The organism is Flammeovirgaceae bacterium SG7u.111 (genome assembly GCA_034044135.1).
Classification (GTDB): Bacteria; Bacteroidota; Bacteroidia; order Cytophagales; family Flammeovirgaceae.
In genome coordinates, this window is record CP139021.1 from 2,890,584 (window position 1) to 2,910,933 (window position 20,350).

18 protein-coding genes are annotated in these 20,350 nt (G+C 40.1%); 15 read left to right on the forward strand and 3 right to left on the reverse strand.

Going from position 1 to position 20,350, the window contains the following annotated elements:
* Positions 1 to 38: 38 nt before the first annotated feature.
* The 6 genes from R9C00_11130 to R9C00_11155 all read left to right on the forward strand — a co-directional run bounded on the left by R9C00_11130 (position 39) and on the right by R9C00_11155 (position 7,213).
* Positions 39 to 863 carry a hypothetical protein gene (locus R9C00_11130; protein WPO38004.1) on the forward strand — a complete coding sequence of 275 codons (825 nt, stop codon included), beginning with the start codon at positions 39 to 41 and terminating at the stop codon, positions 861 to 863.
* Between the two features lie 297 nt (positions 864 to 1,160).
* On the forward strand, positions 1,161 to 2,576 hold the full coding sequence (locus tag R9C00_11135) for a hypothetical protein (protein WPO38005.1): 1,416 nt from the start codon (positions 1,161 to 1,163) through the stop codon (positions 2,574 to 2,576).
* Positions 2,577 to 2,700: 124 nt separating this feature from the next.
* The gene (locus R9C00_11140; protein WPO38006.1) at positions 2,701 to 3,867 is read left to right on the forward strand and encodes a hypothetical protein; all 1,167 of its coding nucleotides are present in this window, start codon (positions 2,701 to 2,703) and stop codon (positions 3,865 to 3,867) included.
* A 204-nt stretch (positions 3,868 to 4,071) separates the two neighbouring features.
* A complete protein-coding gene (gene corA, locus R9C00_11145; protein ID WPO38007.1) occupies positions 4,072 to 5,166 on the forward strand; it encodes a magnesium/cobalt transporter CorA in 1,095 nt (364 codons plus the stop codon).
* Positions 5,167 to 5,359: 193 nt separating this feature from the next.
* Complete coding sequence (locus R9C00_11150; GenBank protein WPO38008.1) at positions 5,360 to 6,145, forward strand: LuxR C-terminal-related transcriptional regulator; 786 nt, start codon at positions 5,360 to 5,362, stop codon at positions 6,143 to 6,145.
* A 51-nt stretch (positions 6,146 to 6,196) separates the two neighbouring features.
* Complete coding sequence (locus tag R9C00_11155; protein ID WPO38009.1) at positions 6,197 to 7,213, forward strand: DUF6588 family protein; 1,017 nt, start codon at positions 6,197 to 6,199, stop codon at positions 7,211 to 7,213.
* Positions 7,214 to 7,234: 21 nt separating this feature from the next.
* Here R9C00_11155 and R9C00_11160 read toward each other — a convergent pair whose 3' ends face one another.
* Together R9C00_11160 and R9C00_11165 are read right to left on the reverse strand one after the other, a co-directional pair.
* A complete protein-coding gene (locus tag R9C00_11160) occupies positions 7,235 to 10,600 on the reverse strand; it encodes a UvrD-helicase domain-containing protein (protein WPO38010.1) in 3,366 nt (1,121 codons plus the stop codon).
* A 107-nt stretch (positions 10,601 to 10,707) separates the two neighbouring features.
* Positions 10,708 to 10,950, reverse strand: coding sequence for a hypothetical protein (locus R9C00_11165; GenBank protein WPO38011.1), 243 nt, complete (start codon positions 10,948 to 10,950; stop codon positions 10,708 to 10,710).
* Positions 10,951 to 11,069: 119 nt separating this feature from the next.
* On the opposite strand from R9C00_11165, the gene R9C00_11170 reads away from it, so the two are divergent.
* From R9C00_11170 to R9C00_11200, 7 genes are all read left to right on the forward strand, one after another.
* A complete protein-coding gene (locus tag R9C00_11170; GenBank protein ID WPO38012.1) occupies positions 11,070 to 11,774 on the forward strand; it encodes a 3'-5' exonuclease in 705 nt (234 codons plus the stop codon).
* A gap of 198 nt (positions 11,775 to 11,972) precedes the next feature.
* The gene (locus tag R9C00_11175) at positions 11,973 to 13,868 is read left to right on the forward strand and encodes a DUF294 nucleotidyltransferase-like domain-containing protein (protein ID WPO38013.1); all 1,896 of its coding nucleotides are present in this window, start codon (positions 11,973 to 11,975) and stop codon (positions 13,866 to 13,868) included.
* A 424-nt stretch (positions 13,869 to 14,292) separates the two neighbouring features.
* Entirely contained in the window at positions 14,293 to 15,000 is a 708-nt protein-coding gene (locus tag R9C00_11180) for a DJ-1/PfpI family protein (GenBank protein WPO38014.1), read from the forward strand.
* Positions 15,001 to 15,133: 133 nt separating this feature from the next.
* Positions 15,134 to 15,673, forward strand: a complete 540-nt coding sequence (locus R9C00_11185) for a hypothetical protein (protein WPO38015.1) — start codon at positions 15,134 to 15,136, stop codon at positions 15,671 to 15,673.
* Between the two features lie 392 nt (positions 15,674 to 16,065).
* Positions 16,066 to 16,836: a hypothetical protein gene (locus R9C00_11190; protein WPO38016.1), complete on the forward strand. Its 771-nt coding sequence runs from the start codon at positions 16,066 to 16,068 to the stop codon at positions 16,834 to 16,836.
* Positions 16,837 to 16,999: 163 nt separating this feature from the next.
* Positions 17,000 to 17,128 (forward strand): tyrosine-type recombinase/integrase, encoded by a 129-nt coding sequence (locus tag R9C00_11195; protein WPO38017.1) that lies wholly within the window; start codon positions 17,000 to 17,002, stop codon positions 17,126 to 17,128.
* A gap of 119 nt (positions 17,129 to 17,247) precedes the next feature.
* The gene (locus R9C00_11200) at positions 17,248 to 17,721 is read left to right on the forward strand and encodes an SRPBCC family protein (GenBank protein WPO38018.1); all 474 of its coding nucleotides are present in this window, start codon (positions 17,248 to 17,250) and stop codon (positions 17,719 to 17,721) included.
* Between the two features lie 147 nt (positions 17,722 to 17,868).
* Here the strand turns inward: R9C00_11200 and R9C00_11205 are convergent, their stop codons facing one another.
* Positions 17,869 to 18,225 (reverse strand): helix-turn-helix domain-containing protein, encoded by a 357-nt coding sequence (locus tag R9C00_11205; GenBank protein ID WPO38019.1) that lies wholly within the window; start codon positions 18,223 to 18,225, stop codon positions 17,869 to 17,871.
* A 98-nt stretch (positions 18,226 to 18,323) separates the two neighbouring features.
* Here R9C00_11205 and R9C00_11210 point away from each other — a divergent pair, with 98 nt between their 5' ends.
* Entirely contained in the window at positions 18,324 to 19,310 is a 987-nt protein-coding gene (locus R9C00_11210; GenBank protein WPO38020.1) for a zinc-dependent alcohol dehydrogenase family protein, read from the forward strand.
* A 12-nt stretch (positions 19,311 to 19,322) separates the two neighbouring features.
* Complete coding sequence (locus tag R9C00_11215) at positions 19,323 to 20,189, forward strand: DUF4437 domain-containing protein (protein ID WPO38021.1); 867 nt, start codon at positions 19,323 to 19,325, stop codon at positions 20,187 to 20,189.
* Positions 20,190 to 20,350 lie beyond the last annotated feature (161 nt).

A 20,350-nucleotide genomic window follows, 5' to 3' on the forward strand; every position in this document is an offset into this window, starting at 1 on the left:
AGAGCAGTTGCTATTGGGTTTTTAGATGTTGAAAAAGATTGGAGTTAAAAGGACTTATTATAGAATCAGCAAAAGAGTACATCAAACTATGTGATAAGCTGATGGGATATGAAAAGATGGGCTATGAGGAAAAAGCAAATTGGGTTAGTAGTACTCATGGATTTCATGTGCGATATGAAAATAGGTACAGTCAGCAGGTTGTTGAAGCACCATATGAAAGAATTAAAACAAAGGATAATGTAGATGCTTATTTTTGGCGATTATTTATTAACACTACACCAAAGTATCATTTGATTAAAAAACTTTTGGATCAAAATGAAATCACAGAACGTGAACTACTGAATAGAGAACTAGATGATAATATTTTTCAAGGTAGGAATTATCAATTTCCAGAATTAAAAGTAGGCGATTTTATACAATTACGGAAATCTACTTTTCAGGATAAATTTGAATCAGATAAGTATTGGCATTTAAAATATTATTATGAGGACAGATTTGCTCATATATATTGGCCACTTGAAAATAACTTTAATAATCGTGGAGAGAATATTCCTACTATTTTCGGAGGGATAAAAACCCAAATTAAAGAGGTGTGTAATAAAGAATTTGGTATCTCAACTATTTATACTGATCTATTTATAATTGATATGCCTTTTGCATATGAAAAGAACCAATTCAAATTGATAGATTATATCCCTGATTATAAGATAAATAAAGAGGTTAATGCTCTAATAGAGGACTTGTCATTTTACGAAAAAAGCTGTAACGCATGCATATTTACACCAGCAGAAAGGGAGAATAACAAGATTAAAAGTACTCAACAATGCTTTGAGTTGATGATGAGGAATAAGTTTTATCTGTAACATAATATATCTGCTGTTCGACTTTTGTAAAGTCGAACCTACTTATCAAAGGATTTGTAATCCGACTAATGGACTAAGCCATTTTGGATGAATACGGATTGGAAATCTTGCGAGAGCAGGAATTACTCAATAGGAGGTGGATTAAATGTAAGTAAATCGCGAGAGTGGGATATAAAGCAAGCACAAGCACAAATAAAATGGGGTATGCTTGGTTTAGAGGGTAGTTGATATTTGCAGGTTATAGATTAGCCTTGCCTAGAACTTTCTAAAACTCTCACACTTAACATTAGTTACATTATGAAAACCATTTTCTTGTTGCTTATCACTTGTTTGTTACTAGGGGCTTGTGCTGAGAAAAGTTCTACATCGGAAGATACAGCATTGGATGCGTTGGTCACAGATGTAGTAGAAACAGCTCCTGTTGTTGCTTCAGCCGATATGGTAAAACCCCAACCCCAACCCGAAGAGACAAACGATTACCTGACGGTAGAGGCTCAATTTATGTACTTTAGCTTAGGCGATGCCTCTCACTATGTTTTTGAGGATGCTACAGGTAAAGGATGGAGCTTTGGGGGATGCAATGCTGGAGTTAGCTTTGAGGAGGGATTAAGCGAAGCAGAAGCCAATATGGATAACCAAGGTTGGGGGTCTAACAAAGAACTTCAAGGCAAGTGGTTCAAGCTTAGCTATACGGAAGAGGAGCGACAGCTTTATATAGATGGACCTATGGGGGTGGTTGAAATAATCCAAAAGGCAGAACCCATTGAGAAGCCTAGTAAGGTATATAAAAGCAAAACCGGATTTCCTTTGGAGGCAATAACCATGGAGGCGCCAGTAGAAGGGTTTGTTCATATGGGTAACAAAAACCCAGAAGGAACAGTAGAGCTTGAGTCCGAAGAAATGGAGCCTAGCAGCTATCGGGTTACTGTAAAATCTACTGGTGTTGATCGTACTATTTTTGGAACTGTTTTGTCCCCAGTTGGCATGTACTGGCCAGAATATAGTGAGTATGTTGTGCTTGATAATGCCGATACTTATGCTGGGAGTGGGACATATAGCATTGTAGTGCTAAATACGGAGTCGGGAGCCTATACCGTCATAGATAAAGAGCAATTGCTAGAAGGAGTTGATGTTGGGGATAGGGAAATGTTGAATATTAAAAACATTGTTTGGGTAAATAATTATTCATTCTCCATTGATGCCAATGTGAGTTACCTAGGGTATTCTGGCCATCCAGGGATTGATCAAAATAGAAAAACAAAACTGGGCGAAAAGTTTGCCGACACAGTTGATGTAGTTACTCTTCCTATAAAGAAGTATAGGATTGTCGGAGATTTGAATACGTTACAAAACAAAAGTGCAAAGACTTTAAATAAGGAAGTAGACCATTATATCTGCTACAACAGCGAAGGAGCTTCCCCTTTGACTTTATGGATAAGCTTTAATCAGAAAAATGAAGCAATAGAAGTGAAATATAAAGGGCAAAAAGAGGGTATGGAGTTAGTTTTTGCGAGAGAAGAGATTGTGGAAGGGCAAGCGACCATCGTTAAGTATTACCATGAAATGTACCGGGGCAATGTGAATGGGACCTACAAGCTTACCCACTCGGGGATCTGGGATTATGCCGAATACACAAGTGGGAAAAACAGGAAAGTAACCAAATTCACCATAGACCATGATGCCAACCCTTATGGGAAAGAACCTTGTTTCTGATGTGTAAGGTAGTTGAGTGAAGCAGGTGAAGGTGAGATAAACAACCATTAGTTCTTGTAGTTGACCACAGCAATTTTCTTCCTATCATTGCACGGTGAATTTTTGCTCAAAAAGATGAAGAACTATGCTTTCCAGCTTAAAGAAAATAGAATCAAATAGATTTGCCCCACTTGCTATTTCACTTGTGTCAGGGCTATTGCTAGGCATTTTGCAGCAGACGCCCTTTGTGTTTGTAGGGCTAATAGGGTTTCTTTGGCTGGAAGAGCTATTAGATGCAAAATTGGGTAAAAATGCTTCTTTTTGGCTGTGGGGCTATACTGCCTTGGGTTTTGCCTGCTGGAATGCCTTCACTACTTTCTGGATGCTTTCAGAGGTTGGCGGGCTTGCTCCCGTTTTTTGGTTGGGAAATGCTTTGCTCATGGCTATTCCCCTCGTTTTATTCCAAGTAACTAAGAAGGAAGTGGCCAAGCTAGGCTATTTTACTCTGCTTTGCTATTGGCTTACATTCGAATACCTCCACTCTCAGTGGGCTATTGCTTGGCCTTGGCTCAACCTTAGCAACTCCTTGGCAAGTTCTCCACTGTTTTCAGATTGGTTTTCTATCACAGGAGCTCTGGGGGGCTCGGCCTGGTTGCTCTTGCTTGCCGTAGCCTTTTATCGAATTTTATTCAAGAAGAAACCCGTTTTTGGCTTGCTGGTTTTAGAGATATTTCCCTTTGCTATAGGTCTCTTTGTCACAAGCCCAAGTTCTCCCCAAGAAATGGAGGGTCAACTAATGAAGGGAGGGGAAGTATTGATGATCAATTCTAACCGTGTTCCTTTGCGCTTCCCAGGAGTGAGGGAGGTTTCTTATCCCTTTCTCTACTTAAAAAACACCCCTGAGTCTTTGGCTGAAGGGCGAACTGCAGAGGTAGATAGCTTACAGGTGGTTTTGCTTTCTGGCTATGAACCGCTTTTTACCGAAACAGCTGCAAGCCATCTTTCGGGGCAACAAGGTTTTTTTGTGGTAAAGAATAGCCCAAACACACTTTCTCAGTCCTTAGGGTATCTTAAATTACTTAGTCTCATGACCCAACGGCCGCTGATTTCATTTACCCCCCAACAAACCTTTTTGGTGAATACTGATGGCTCAGTGGACAAATTCTACGAGGGGGAAAGCTTCTTGTTCGATACCAATTCTTCAACTACTTTTTTTACCAAAAATGGAGAATATTTGGGTAGGGTAGCTGTCTTTTTTGCACTCTTGATTTTTCTGTCCTCTTGGGTGAAAGATAAAATAAAGAAACGGTAAGTGAAGGCAAGTCTTCTTGTAACACCTTGGATTATAGTAAAAAGAAGTGGTAATGTTTAGAGCGCGATGAAGCTTAAGAAGCTATAAACATTTTATAGGTATGTTTCCAAACAGCTTCTAAGGAAAACTGCGCTTTTTCAAGTAAATTACAATTACCCAGAGCTGTATATATCGGCTTGTGTAAATCAAAGAGATGGCCTTCATATGAAAAAGAAAAAAAATATCATGGCGAGATTCATCAACAAACGGAAAGAGGATATAGGCTTGTCACCAGATGCCTTGCTTTTTAGAGGAGAGCAAAAAGTTATGGATATTAGGCTGAGGCTAATCGATTTTGACCCGAATGGTTTTGAGGAGGCTGAGCTGAAAGCTATCAGTTCTGTGGCTGAGTTTCAAAAAAAGGATACGGTCACCTGGCTAAATATTGATGGCTTGCACGATGTAGAGCTCATGAAAGAGGTAGCGGAGATGTTCGAGCTAGATCATCTTATACTGTCCGATGTAATGAATACTGGAGCAAGGCCAGCTGTGTCCGAATATCCAAATTGTATTTATGTGTCCATTAAAATGATTCAGGAAGCTCAGGAGGGGCAGGGGGCTAAGCGGATTTCAGTAGAGAACCTAAGCTTGATATTAACTGAGTCTGTGCTGATCTCATTTCAAGAGAGAAAGGGGGATGTTTTTGAACCAGTTCGAGAGCGCATTAGGGCCCAGAAAAAGCGTATTAGAAATAGTGGAACAGATTATCTGATGTTTGCATTGCTCGATATTGTGGTAGATAATTATCTCTATATCTTGAGTGAACTGGGAGAAAAAATAGAGACACTGGAAGATAACCTGCTTTTAGAGCCAAATCAGGAAATGATTGATCAGCTCAACAGCTACAAAAGGGAGCTGAATTTCTTGAGAAGAAATATCAAGCCTGCTCGCGAGATGATTTTTTCCCTAACCAAAATAGAATCTGATCTCATTAATGAGTCTATTGAGGTGCATCTGAAAGAGCTGCGCGATAATATCATACAGGCCAGCGATGTTTCGGATAGTTATAGGGAAATGTTGACTGACCTTTTGAATATTTACCACACTACGGTCAGTACCAAGTTGAATGACATAATGAAGTTTCTTACGGTATTTTCTGCCATTTTTATCCCACTTACATTTATAGCAGGTATTTACGGTACTAATTTCGAATACCTACCTGAATTGCATTTCAAGTACAGCTATTTTGTTATGCTAGGGATCATGTTTGCCGTAGCCGCTGGTATGGTGTTTTATTTTAAGAAACAAAAATGGCTATAGTGAACTTAGGTCTCAAGAGATTGTATACTTTCTTAAAGTAATGTATTTTTATATGTTTAGGTAGACTAGATAAAGCTTGAATATATTGGGATTGTCTGATTTTTACAATACAATGATTTTCGAATATAGTAAGTTTCTACTTGATTAATTTAACTAGCTTTACTTGCTCTGTTATCACTAAAATTAGATTGTGATGGAATCTAACTACTCAACTAACGTTCGTAAGATGAACACGATCTGGAAAACCTTCCGAACGAGTTTTGGAGAAACCAGTAAACCGCTAGATATGCCCCAGCTCGAAAAATACATTGGGGATCTGTTTAGTGTTGGAGATTTTTACTACTATGTCATTGACTTTTCCCAAATCCCACATCCTCACATTTCTTTTGTAGATCCCAATGCATTGGAATTTCATGGTTTAACACGGGAGGAATTTTCCTTGAACCATGTGCTGGCTGCTGTACATGAGGAAGATGTTCCTTTTTGTACAGCATGTGAAAAGATGATCTTGGAGATTTTTACGGGCCTTGAAAGGAATGAAATGCTTTATTATAAGTCTAGTTATACGCTCAGGATACGGGATGCGAGCGGGAAATATAAGTTTATCCAGCATCAGGCCGTGCCTATTTCCCTTGATACAAATGGAGGTATTTCCTATGCTCTTAATGTTCATACGGATGTTGGCCACATCACACAGCAGTCAGGGGGCATCATGTCCCTTATAGGGCTGGAGGGGCGTAAGTCCTACATTGGTATTGACCCATTCAACCCTCAATTAGTTACCAAAAACCCTCTTTCCATACGAGAGCGAGAAGTGCTTGAATATTTGTCTAGAGGACATACATCTAAGGAAATTTCTGAAATGCTTCATATCTCTAAGCATACGGTTGACAGCCACCGAAGGAAAATGCTTGAGAAACTAGAAGTAGTGAATACTGTAGAATTGATCCAAAAGGCTAAAACTTTGTTGCTTTTTTGATGAAGTAAAGGTTATTATTTATTTTGATCTAAGTATAACATAACTCTACCAATGAAAAAAGTGCTGCTTATTGTATTGGTATTCCTTTCGGCAGAAGGGTCTGCTCAGGATGAAGTGAAGGGGTATTTATCGCTTGGGGTCAAAAAAGCGGAGCAACTCACTTCCTTGTACATACAGCCCCTGAGCGAAGGGCTTATGTATGGCCTAACAGGTGGCTGGTACAATTCTGCTGAGGTCAATAAGAAATGGGAACTAGATTTCTCCATTATAGCTAATGGTTCTTTTGTCCCCAAAGATAAACTATCTACGGAAATAGATATCTCTAGGTTTGAAAACTTGGAAGTGAAAGGAGGTGGAAATAAAGTGACCATTCCAACTATTTTTGGAAGCACAGATGCTACGGTAACTTTCATTGCCACGGTAGATGACGATAAATATGAATTCGATGCGCCAACCGGTATTGGGCTTCTTTCAGCGAACTTATTGCCCAATGCTTTTTTGCAGGCTAGCCTTGGTTTGCCGGCAAATACAGAACTTAGTTTCAGGGTTTTCCCAAAACAAAATCTAGATGATGCTTCTGTGGGAGAGTTTGGGTTTGGTTTGAAACATGAGCTTTCAAAATCGATTAAGAGCTTGAATGAATTACCAATTAGCATTTCGGCATTTGCAGCTTATACCCGCCTAGATGCTGATTATACTTTTCAAGTAAATGGGCTGATAACAGGCGAGTCGCAGTTTGTAGATGTCAACATCAAAACATTCCAACTAGAGCTTTTGGTCTCGACTAAAAACCCTACTTGGAATTTGTATGGAGGGGTAGGGTACGTTACAGGAGGTGCCAATTATTCCCTAAAAGGAACATATGTGATTGAGACCCAAAATGAAACACTCACTTTTGTAGACCCTTTTAATGTCCATTCCGACATTTCTGGAATGCGTGCTTGTTTTGGTGGAAAGGTAAGCTTAGGACGTTTTGGTATTAACGTGGACTATACTTTTCAAGGGTATAATAATGCCGCACTGGGTCTGAATTATACATTACTTAAAGGAAAGGCAGAAGTCGAGTAAAGTCGCGATAGCTTATCTATTTTAGTTTACCTCCACCGCTTTAGGCGCATCGGTATAAAGGATGTATTTTTTCTTTACAGAATAACCTGCTTTTTGGAGTACTGCTGCATATTGGTTGATTTGCTTTGAGTGCTTTTGTATGTCTTCCATACCTGTTTTATAATCGATCAGTACGGCTTCTTTTCCCTTGATCATGAGCCTATCGGGGCGGAGTGTGCTCAAGCTCTTCCCATCAAAGTTCAAAAGCAAGTCTTGCTCATTGAGTACCTCATATCCGCTGCCTTTTTGGAAGTAAGGGTTTATTTCGGGTACGGCTATCGCACGTTCCATCTGCTCTTTTATCTCTCCAACTTCCTCTTGGCTGATGAGCCCTTCGTTCACCAAGGCTTGGATAGACCTGTCTAAATCTTCCGCATATTTCACCCACTCAAACGCTCGGTGCATCAAGATACCTGTTTTCTTTTTGGAGATGAAAAAGGCTGCTATGCCCAGTTCTTCGTCAGAGTTTTGGAGGGAAATTCGGCGCATTCGTATTTTGTCCCTCGCTTCTGTATGGATGGTTTTGCCCAGCTCAAAGAAGGCTTGCTCTTTTTTCGCTTTTTGTTTTTCCCTAGTTGCCTTATCTTCAAACACCTTCCACCTGCTACAAACAAGCTGGGTGGCTTCCCCTCCTTCAGGGCTTACTTCAAGTTCTAGGGGAACTAGTTGGTCATCTAGAGGGCGTTCCAGTGCTCGGTACATGTAAATCAATTCTGAAGCCGAGATTGGGATGTCAATGCCATCCTTTTTCTTCTTGGCAGATAAGTCCTTGGTAAAAATGAACAATTTTTCCACCGCTCGGGTAGTAGCTACATACAGCATATTAAAGGCATCTATAAAAGAAGCAGAAGTTTCGGAGTTATAGTCTTCCGCTAGGCTAGTATGTTGCAGATCTTCGTTGATGCTGAGGAAATAGGATGAAAGCTCTTTCATGAATTCGCTTCCTTCGTTGTTTTTCCAAATATTTCCTTTTGCCTTGGCACTCCAATCGGCAAAGGGCATGATGACCACGGGGAACTGTAGCCCTTTGGATTTGTGGATGGTCATGATGCGAACAGCGTTGCCCGTTTGGGGAGGGGCGATGGATAGTGCATGGTTTTTCCGCTCCCAGTGTTCTAAGAAATCCGCTGCATTCCCGTTTCTTTTTTGCGTATAACCAAGAGTAAAGTCCAAGAACTTCTGGAGGTAAACTTGCTCTTCGTCAAAGAGTTGGAGGTGGAATACTCGCACCAATTCTTCGCAAATTTCATACACGTTGAGGTATTGGAGAGATTTGCCTTTTACCTCAAACCCAAAGTGTTTGTTGATGAGTTCGAGGAATTTTATAATATCGTTCAGCACAAGAGTAGGGGATATTTCTTCCAGTACTTCTCCACTGAGGATAGTTTTTGGATTTTCGCTCTTAAGCTTTTGGTACCAGTCCAAAAAGAGAAAGGCGTCCATCTTGGCCAGTGGGTTTTCGGGCAAGCGGAGCACATCTAACATACTCACCAAAAACTTCACCGACTCGGCATTTTTCACCAATAGCGATTCCTTGGAAACTACGGGAATACCTTGTTCTATTAACTTTTCTGCCAAAAACACTCCGTCACCGTTGTTTCGGGTTAGGATCGTGATATCTGCAAGCTCGTAGCTTTCCTTTTGTAGTTGTTCTATTGCCTGCAAAGTCAGCTGAAAGTTGGCTTCGTTCAATACTTCCTTTTTTCTTCGATCTTCAATGAACGTAATCTGTACTTCTCCGCCAGTTTTCCCTACGGTATTTTGCTCTACTTCTTGGTAATAGGCAGCAACGCCGGCTATTTTGCTACTCAGGTAATTGCGAAGTTTCGAATAAAAAGAATTGTTGAAGTTGATGACATTGTCCTTGCTTCGGTAGTTCGTATTGAGCGAAAGGATGTTTTGCTGCTCTTTGAATATCTGTGCTTCAAGCCTGAGGGCTGAATCTTCGCCAATGGTCGGGACTTCGGGCAGGTTCACCAACATATCCGCTTTCCCCCCACGCCAGCGGTAGATTGCCTGCTTGGCATCGCCCACCACTAGGGTTTCCATATCGTTGCCAAGGGAGTTGGCAAGCAGCGGGATCAGGTTGTGCCATTGCATTTGGGACGTATCTTGGAACTCATCTATGAGGATGTGCCGAAAGCGCTCGCCTATCCGCTCGTAGATGTAGGGTACCGGCTCTTCTTCCACTATGGTATTTATCCGGTTGTTGAAGTCCGAAATATGGACGATATTTTTCTCGATCTTAAGTTTTTCCAAGAGCTTGCCCAGCTCGTTTGCCGTACCCAGTAAGTAGATGTTTTTCCGAAGCTTTTGTGCAATGAGATAATTGCCCCATTCTTTCACCCGCAGCATTTCCAGCCCTTCGTAATAGCTCATTAGCTCTCCCGAAATTGAGTCGATAATATCCTCGGTAGCAGGCGTGATTTTACTGCCATACCATTTGTCCTCGTCAATGGTTTTTTGGACATACGAATTTGGTGCAAGGTTGGTCTTGGCAAGTGAGCCTTTGAGTTTGCTGAAGTGCCCAACTATTCCTTTGCTTGTATAGTAAAAGTCCTTGGCTGTTAGGTTTTTATCTTGTATAAGTTGAAGTGCTTTTTCGGCTATGTCGTTGACCTTTTTTTCAAAGCTACTTATCGCCTCGTTTATATTTTTCCTCAGTTTCAGAAAGTCTTCCGACTGTAAGTTCCCAAGTTTTTCTAGCAATAGTTTTTGCTCTTCTTTAAAAGTTTCCTGCCCAAAGTCTTTGAGTTCTTTGTCAATAAACCAGCTGCTTTCGTCATCAGCTTTTTGGAGGGAAAATCCTACCAGCAGTTCGCCCAAGCCCTTGTCTTCCTCATCTTTTCCTATCTTGTCGTGTAGCAAGTCAATTGCCTCGTCAAGCAAATCGCTGGTATCCAGTTCAATCTCAAAATTGAACGGCAATTGTAAATCCTTTTTAAAAGACTGCACCACCCGGTTGTTAAAGGCATCTATGGTGCTTACCGCAAAGTCCGAATAGTTATGGATCAGGTTTTCGTAAGCAGCTTTAGCCCTTCCTACTAGCACGGCTTTGGTTAGCCCCAGCTCTGGTTTTTCGGTTTGGAACTCGCCCAAAATCATGTTGAGCATGTCGTCTTCTGCTTCGGGCGGGAGTTTTGCAAAGTCTTCCAATTTGCTCAAAATTCGCTCTTTCATCTCATTGGCGGCATCGTTGGTGAAGGTCACTGCCAATATGTTGCGGTAGTAAAACGGGCTAAAGCCCCCTTGCAAAAAAGGAGGTGCCAGCACCAATTTGAGGTATTCTTTGGTGAGGGTAAAGGTCTTGCCAGACCCAGCCGAAGAGCGATAAACTTTGAATTTCATGCAGATGCTTTGGTTTGACTACAAGTATAGGAAATTTTTTTCGTGTTGCGGACGGTTCGCCGCTGCGGTTGCGGGGTTCGTGTTTCAGATGGTCAGCCGCTGCTATTCTATAGTGGCTGTGGAGCAGGAATTGTCCTGTTATATGGATGTTGGATGCCATAGCAAAAAAACATGGAGAGGGCATAAGCCCCTGTCGGTATTGCGGGAGCGGCTCCAAATGGGTAGCTGCAAGTCGCTAGAGCGAGCCGTGGGAGGTCCAAGATGACACTTGACGAGAAGGCTACACCACAACTCCCTTTGTTACCATATGCCATTTTCCCATTGCTAATAATGCTTAAAAAATGGCTCATATTCCATTTATAGCCGTATTTCTTCTTTCTTCCAACCTTTTATTTGTAACTTTATGACGCTAAAAAGTTAACGTTGGGAACATTTCCAGTGCTTTTGGCTACAAATACTTATGAAAGTGATGAAAGACTACATACTTTTTATCGATACTGAAACTTCTGGTGCTCCTCGCAAAATAGGAACTCCTACTAGCCAAACGGAAAAGTGGCCTTACATACTCCAAGTGGCGTGGGCGATCTATACGAAGCAAGGTAATCATGTAGCCACTCAAAACTTTTATATCAAGCATGAACATGAAATCCCTATCGATAAGGAATCTTTCAAGTTGCATGGCATTACCCACCAAATGCTGGAAGAAAAAGGAGTGGCTAGGAAATACGCTTTTCAGAAGTTGTCTAGTGATTTGGAGAAATACAGGCCGCTATTGGTCGGGCATTATCTGCTATTCGATGAAAAGATGTTAGAGGTTGGGTTCAACCGTGCGGGCTTATCCAAAAACTTCCTGGGATTGCCTAAGTTCTGCACCATGCGAAGCACTCGCTTCGAAGATAAGTTTCGGGCTAATTCTACTTTTCTGAGACTCAACGAGCTCTATTATTCCCTATTCAGGAAAGACTTCGACGGGCAGCACGATGCCCTTTCGGATGCCCTAGCCACTAAAGAATGCTTTTTTGAACTGATCAGAAAAGGGAAGGTGACAGATGTGTGCATTGAAGATCAGCAAGAATATTTTGAGCCCGTAGAACCACGTCCTTTCTCACGAGCGCTCATCCTCTCGTTCAGTATTTTTGCGCTGTTTATATTTGCCTTCTGGGCATGTAAATAATTTTCATATACGGTTCGGCTTGTAATCCTATTTGCTAAATGGGTTGTTTTGCTTAAAGGCTAAATTATTTGCTATACATAGTATCTCTATCCGACACATAAGATAGATTCGCATGTGCAAACTATCTCCATTTAATTCATTATTGGGGATAAACTTCACAATAAGCTTCTTAAATTGTGAGCGTAAAGCTTGATACTTATGGAAAACTGGATATCCTTTCTTCAAACATTAAGTCCTTTCAATTTACTGCCTGTTTCCGTATTGGAAGATGTGGCTAATATCATGACTGTCCATCATTATGTGGATGAATCGACTGTTTACGAGCAAGATAAAAGCGAGGTACAGAGCGTGGATATTATAGTTGAAGGGCAGTACGATGCCTATTTTTACGATTCGGAGGGGCAGGTATGCTTGGTGGAGCATTATAATGCAGGTTCGGTGTACGGTGCAAGTTCTGTTCTGCTCAACAAGAAGAAGTCGATTAGGCAGGTTATAGCACAGAAGGAGACCACAGCCATTAGTCTAGACAAGGAGGAGTTCAAGTCTATTTGTAGAAGTTATGATGATTTTTTCCATCACTTTACCATCCAGTTTGGGCAAAAAATGCTCAACGATGAGTATGCGCATTTTGTGAAGCGGGATGCAACCCGTGAAGAGAACTTCATGGATGCTGATAATATTTTTACCCGAAGGATCAGTACCATTGACCCAAGGCGTCTTATCACCCTGAGCGCTGAAGAAACTGTGCAAGAAGCGGCAGACCTGATGTACAAAAAGACTGTGAACTGTATGTACATTGAGCAAGATGGTAAATTGATTGGCTCGATAACAAAAGACATCTTGCTGAAGCAGATCTTGGCAGCGGGAAGGCCAATGGACACCCCCGTAATAGATGTTGCCAATTGTTCTATCATCTCCATCCATAGGGATGCTTTGCTATTTGAAGCGTTGTTGATCATGTTCCAGTCAAAGGAAGAGTTTATTTTGGTGGTGGATGGAGAAGAAAATTTGGGTTACCTGAGCAGGTATAGGCTCTTGACCGAGCATGCCCAATCTCCGCTGGTGTTCATCCAGTCAGTAAAGCTTTCCAGGTCGGTGAATGAGCTGAAAAACAAGTGGGACAGAGTGCCAGAGCTTATTGCCAAGCTGATAGGGCGAGGGGTGAACTCGGAGATAGTGAACCGAATAGTGACGACCATTTCCGATGAGATATTGCTAAAGGTGATAGAGATAGTGGAAAATGAAATGCCTCCTGCGCCTGCTAAGTATGCCTTTATGGTGATGGGAAGCGAGGGAAGGCAAGAACAAACGCTAGTGACTGACCAAGACAATGCGATCATTTACGAAGACAAGGCGAACGAGCAGCGGGAGCTGGTACGGGAATATTTTCTGGAATTTGCCAACAAGGTCTCTACTCAGCTCAATGATATCGGCTTTAAGTTTTGTGATGGTGGCTATATGGCCATGAACCCTAAGTGGACGCATTCTTTGTCCCACTGGAAAGGCGAATACGATGAATGGATAAAACGGGCGGACCCTGAGTTGGTCATTCAGTTTTCCACTTTTTTCGACTGCCGGTTTATCTATGGGGAAGAGCAGTTATTTGATGGCCTAAAAGAATATATGGTCCAATCGCTGGACAATGCTTCTTCGAAGTTTTACTATAGCCTTACGGTAAATGCGTTGCAATACGACCCGCCTCTTACCTCTTTTTTCAAGGAGATAAAAACCTTTTCGCATGAGGAAAAAAAGGTGTTCAATATAAAGAAAGCCATGGTGCCTATAGTAGACCTAATGCGGATGTGGGCGTTGAAACATAGGATTATTGAGACCAATACGGGAAAGCGTATGCAAAAGCTTTTGGAAGGAGGTTACATCGACGAGAAAAAATACAAGGAGCTTATCCAAGCATATTACTACCTTATGGGCGTCCGCCTAAAGCACCAAGCTTGGGAGATATTGGACAACTTTTCCCCGCCTACCAACTTGGTTGAGCCTAAGCACCTCACCCAAGTGGAGCGGGCTACCTTAAAGGAGATTTTCAAGTTTATAAAAGACCTCCAATCGGGTGTGAAGATGGAGTTTCAGTATTAGGAAGAGTGCTTAGGTTTCGGTAATTCAGCAGAGCTTGTTTCTCTTTTCATACCGAGATAGGCAATTATGCCTATTAAGTACATTGTAAACTAAGTTTTCGTGTTTTTTTATAAAGCCTATTGTTGACTTGCTACCGAAATTGATTGTTGCTGATGGTCCACCGCTGCGATTGCTAGTTTTTTCTTAAAAAAATCTTTCACTTTTTAAGAAAAAGACAGTTAATCAACTCATTACTTAGTTGAAACTAGTAACCCGTAACTAGCATCTAGTAACCGTCAGCAGGGTCTAAAAATCAAAATAATAAGCATCATTAAAACACTCGCTTATTTAGTTTGCAGTGTACTTAAGTTTCCAAAACTTTTGAAGGATAGTTTAGTTCTACGAGGACTAATGGTATTTATTAGTCAAGCTTCTAATCATAACTATGTACAGAAAACTACAACTTCATCTGACATTGATTGCAACCCTGCTACTCGCAGGAATTACTACCCTAAAAGCCCAAGGAAAAAGTATGGGCAACACAAAAGAAAACACGATGGAAATAGCATTTATTCTATTCAATGATTATGAAACCCTAGATGTGTTCGGTCCGGCAGAAATTTTTGGAAGGCTGGTCAACAAGTATACCTTAACATTTTATTCTCTTGAAGGGGGAGTCGTTTCAAACCGCCACAGAGTACCTATTATGACCCAGAAGCTAGAAGACATGGATAAGAAGCCCGACATGATTCTCGTGCCCGGCGGGTTAGGAACTAGAAAGGGAGTGGAAAATAAGGAGTTGATCAGTCAAATAAAAGAGCTGTCACTTTCCAGCAAGTATGTGCTTACAGTGTGTACCGGTAGTGCCCTACTGGCAAAAACTGGGCTTTTAGATAACAAAAAGGCAACTTCAAATAAAAGAGCCTTTTCTTGGGTAGCCTCTCAAGGGTTGGAGGTTGATTGGGACAAAAAAGCAAGGTGGGTAATTGATGGTAAATATTACACCTCATCGGGTGTGAGTGCTGGAATGGACATGGCATTGGGCTTTTTGGCGGATAGGCATGGGATTGATTTTGCTAGGAAAACAGCAAAGGAAATTGAATACAATTGGGCGGAAGACAAAAACAATGATACCTTTCAAGCTGTTGAGTAACATGTTCGAATGCAAAGTGTCAGGTACATTGAAATAGCAGGTGGTATAGTGAAGTTTTCTAAAGTAAATAACCGTGTTATAGGTTCACCCGTAGAAGTGTTTAACTCTTTCCTCTAACCTAAACGCTCTGTCTATGGTAGCATTGAAAAAGCTATTTGATACCAACCCACAGTTACCTGTAAAGGGAGAATTGACATGGGAAACTTCCCTATGGAGAAGAAAAACTCAAATTTTGTATGAAGGTGAATTTTGTGGGTATCTAAGGGTAAAGGGCGTATTCAAGCCTAGGGCTGTTGGTGAGTTTTTAGGTCGTACTATCTCTATCCATCCTATCAATTTTTGGTCTACAAGTTATGTAGTGAGAGATGAGACAGGAGAGGAAGACATAGCCTTGCTAAACACAATGAGGTGGAGCGATAGGGCTAAGTTAACATTCAACAATGGGGAAGCCTTTGTGTGGAAGCAAGATGTGTGGGGAAGGGGCTCGTGGTGGTGGCAGAAAACCAATGAAAAAGGGAAGCCAGAAAGAGATTCTGTAAAAGCCAAAGTATCTGAATACATTGTGGCCAAAAGAGGTTCGTTGCAATTGAGCAATACCGAAGACGAAAACCTCAATGCGATGATCATGGGCGGGTTATTTGCCCGCATCTTAAAAGATCAGGGGCAATTTTAGGGGTAGAAAACCATTCATTTTGCCCCGTTAGGGATTTCACAAGTGAAGAACCCATACCATACCAGAGAACAACGCTGTATAGCCTGTCCCAGATTTTGGTTTCCCTTTTCCCTAGCAAGTATGGCTCTTTTGCTTAGAATCAAGTGCAATAATCATTAGGGTCAGCGTGGTTATGTCAACTACTAATGATAATGATTAAATTGCGTGTTTTTGGAACAATCTACCTGTAGTAAGAACTAATATTACGCACATCTGACTCTTGCCCACAGGTTATTTGGCACATTGAACTAGGTAAAACGATTCATAACAACAACTATCTTTCTTTTATGCTCATTAGCATCATCAATTTAGCCCTTAGCCCATTTTGCTTCCTATTATACTTGATCTTATTCATGAGTAAAGGGAAAAAGTATTTTACGCCAAGTGGAGGGAATACGCACAAACTCAATCTTATTCCTTATCTGATTTTCACCGGCTTGTATGTTGGTGTTGTTCTGGGGCTTACCTATTTGTGGTGTACTATTTTTAGTATCGAAGTTTATGTTTGGCAGGTATTCAAACCCAAATACTTTTTGGTGTCATTAGGCGTGTGGATAGCGGTAGGCTTCAGCATATCTACACATCTCAAAGGGATGGAGGGCAATATACTGGGGTTTATCTTTTTCCCGATATTGCTACTGTGCGCGATTGTGTTGGTTGGCGTGAATGTGATGGATGTGGTGCCCCATTTTTTAAGCATTGAGAGCCCAAAGCTGCCCCTCAATTTATGGTTGCGGGTATTGTTGCATGTATTTTTGCCCATATACATGGTGACGATTATTAATAGCGATGCACAGAAGAAGGAGGATGACGGTTTGGGATGGCTCAGCACCACGCTAACGAGTCTCATCATGCAGCTGATGCTATTTGGCGTTCATTGGCTGGTTATTTATGCATTCGGTACATCGATTAGTTTTTCACAGTTCTTTGGTGAAGGGCAGACGGTACTTTACTATTCTCCTATGCTAGGGGGATTCCTATTTTATATCACGTATCTTTTCTCCCAAGTCGAAGCGTTGGAAAAGGTCTCCAGACGAATCCAACCTATGTTGATTTTTGTTGGGGTGATTTCGGTCATCTTACAAATCATCAACTATTTCACTTTTATTAAGGACTTTTTTTAAGCCGATGGCTTACAATCGGGCGTACGGTTGACGCAAATCGATAGTCTTCCACAAAGTAGGAGTTGATCGCTCATTATAGGGTCGCCAAGACGAGGTCTTTCTCAAAGCCCCTGTCGCTTTGAAGCTTACTCCCCAATACTTTTTCGTTTTACCTTCAAACGTCGTGGGCGTAAAAAAAACGACCACGACGGGGATAATTCTCCATATGCTAAGGCACAGTTTTGCGACACATTTATTGGAAAGAGGGACGGACTTGAGGTATGTTCAGGTACTTTTACCACAAGGTGATTAAGAATATTGTTACCCTTTGGATTTGTAAGTTAACTTGAGGTATATGTATAAAGGAAATAAGAGGAATTGTCCTTTTATTCAAATGTTATACACCATGAAAAAAGAAAAAATGAAGAGTCAATGCCTATAATAAAATTAGAAACAGAAATTGATGCTCCTAAAAAAATTGTTTTTGATTTATCAAGAAGTATAGACCTTCATAAAATCTCAACAAAGCAAACAAATGAGGAAGCAATAGCAGGAGTAACTTCAGGATTAATAAGTGCAAATCAATCAGTAACTTGGAGAGCAAAACACTTTGGAGTTTATCAAACTTTGACTTCAAAAATAACTGAATTCAAAATGCCAGATTACTTTGTCGATGAAATGGAAAAAGGAATTTTTAAAAGATTCAAACATGAGCACATTTTCAAAGAATCCGAAGGTAAAACTTTAATGATAGATATTTTTGACTATGAATCACCATTGGGAATATTGGGCAAAATTGCAGACAAATTATTCCTCAAAAAGTATATGGAATCACTTTTAGAAATAAGAAATGAAACCATTAAAGAATTTGCAGAGTCTGATAAATGGAAAAAGGTTTTAAATTAGAAAAAGAAAAATATTACATCGAAGGAAGTTTCGATAACTTTAAATAACTCATCTTTCATCGAATAAAAACACTTAGTTTGGTGAAAGAAAAAACACGGTATATAACAGTGTATATATGCGGCGTTGGCAATAAGCTAAACTGAAAACCTATTTTGAGAATCTTTCAACCACAGAGTCGCCCCAATCTGCAATAGATTGAACTAACGGAATTAACGTTTTACCAAAGTCAGTTAAGGAATACTCAACTTTTAAAGGTGGTTTTGAAGTGTAAACCTTTCTTTTGATCAAGCCATCTTCTTCTAATGCTTTTAACTGTAAACTTAATGTTCTTTCAGTTACAGTAGGCATAGATTTTCTCAATTCATTGTACCTCAATTTTTCATTCATAAGATGAAAAAGAATAACTGTTTTCCATTTTCCACCAATTATTCCCATTGTTAGGCTTGCACAGCAAGGATATTCATTATCCCTGAATTTGAGCATTTTTGGTTTTGCTTTTTCCATAAAATGTATACTATCATTTTTGACCGTTATTGCAAAGGTATAACACTATATTTAAGTTTGCAACTATAAATTTTATAGTAATTAAAATCCAATACGATATGAATGCAATGGTTATTAATGAATATGGAGAAAATGCAAAGTTTGAATCCATAGAAGTAGAAAAACCCATAGTAAAAAGTGGGCAGGTTTTAGTGAAAATTTCCGCGTCAAGTATTAATACAGTTGATACTATGATTCGTAATATGGGAAAGGACTTGCCTTTTTCGCCTGAAAACCCAGCTATTTTAGGGATGGACCTTGCCGGTACAATTGAGAAAGTAGGAGAAGATGTTGCTGAATTTTCTGTAGGAGATGAAGTTTTCGGTTGTGTAGGTGGTTTAGCCGATTTACAGGGAACTCTTACTGAATATGTCGCTGCTGATAGCAGGCTAATTGCACTCAAACCTAACAATCTGACAATGAAAGAAGCTGCTGCTCTTCCTTTGGTAGGGATAACAGCTTATGAAGGCCTAAAACGTGCAAATATTAAAAGTGGACAGAAAGTTTTGGTACATGGTGGAACTGGCGGAGTAGGACATGTTGCATTACAACTGGCCAAACATTTTGGGACAGATGTTTATTCAACTGGTGATGGAGAAAAGCAAATGGGAATTATTGAAAGTTTGGGTGCGAAATCCATAGATTTTAAACTTGAAGAAGTTAAAGATTATGTAAATAAATACACTAATGGTGTTGGGTTCGATATCATATATGATACTGTAGGAGGAGAAAACTTGCTGAGGTCTTTTGATGCAGCGGCACTTAATGCTCAAATTGCAACCACAGTTTCACTATGCGAAATTGATTTATCTACAATGCACTTTAAAGGGCTGTCTCTACACGTTGTGTTTATGCTTATACCAATGTTACATAATTTCCATAGAGAACAACACGGAGAGATTTTACGCAATATTGCTAAAATTGTTGAGGCAGGAGGTTTGAAACCTTTATTAGATGAAACACAGTTTTCATTAGAAAATGTAGGAGAGGCTTACGCAAGACTTGAAAGTAAAAATGCAATTGGAAAAGTAGTTGTTGAAAATTAGAAAAATATCATTATGAATTTAAGATTAACGCAATTATCACTCGGAATAATATTCTTGTTTTTAGTCTCATGTAATGATAATAAGAGAATAAAGAGTGAGTCCGAAATCAATAGTTTAGAACAGATTGAAAATCCAACTAACAAAGTTGTGTTAAGCTCGGAGATTAAATGGGAAAAATTAAATCCTGCAAGAGGGGATCAAAGCCCACAAGCTGGAACAATTTGGGGTGATAGAAAAGGTGATGTTGCGACTGGATTTCTTGCAAAATTTGTTGATGGGTTTTCTTCACCACCTCATATCCATAATATTACTTACAGAGCTGTTGTAATTAAGGGAAGTATACACAATGATGATCCAAAAGCAGAAAAAATGTGGATGAAACCAGGTAGTTTCTGGACACAACCACAAGGAGAATCACATATTACTGCTGCTAAAGGTGAAGAAAATATTGCGTTAGTAGAGATAGACAATGGTCCTTATTTGGTTAAGCCAATTGAGGAATCATTTGACAATGGCGAACGGCCTACAAACATAGATGCTTCCAATGTAGTATGGTTAAACAGTGAAAAGACAAACTGGGTTGATTCTAAAAGTAAAGCAGAAATAAGCTTTCTTTGGGATCATAATGGTTCGAAAGGACTTTTTGTAAAACTTCCAAAAACATTTATTGGTACAATACAAACAGATGGGACGGTTTTACATTCGGTTGTGATACAAGGAGTATTGAATTATACGCTACCTCAAAATCAAGAAACAAAAGTATTAGATCCAGGAAGTTCATTTAGCTCAAATGGCAAAGCTATTCATACAATTTCTAATAATTCAGAAAATGATATTATAGTATATGTGAGAACCAATGGGAATGTTAAAGTTGAATAAAGCCAGTCGCCAATAACGTATATCTAAAAAAGCAGTTAAGAGCTAAACTTGTAGATTGGTTCTTAACTGCTACTTTTGATATACAAGATCGTTACAAGCCATCCATCACACTATTCAAACCATTATCCAATCATTTTAAACCCCGTCGCTCTGCACTTATT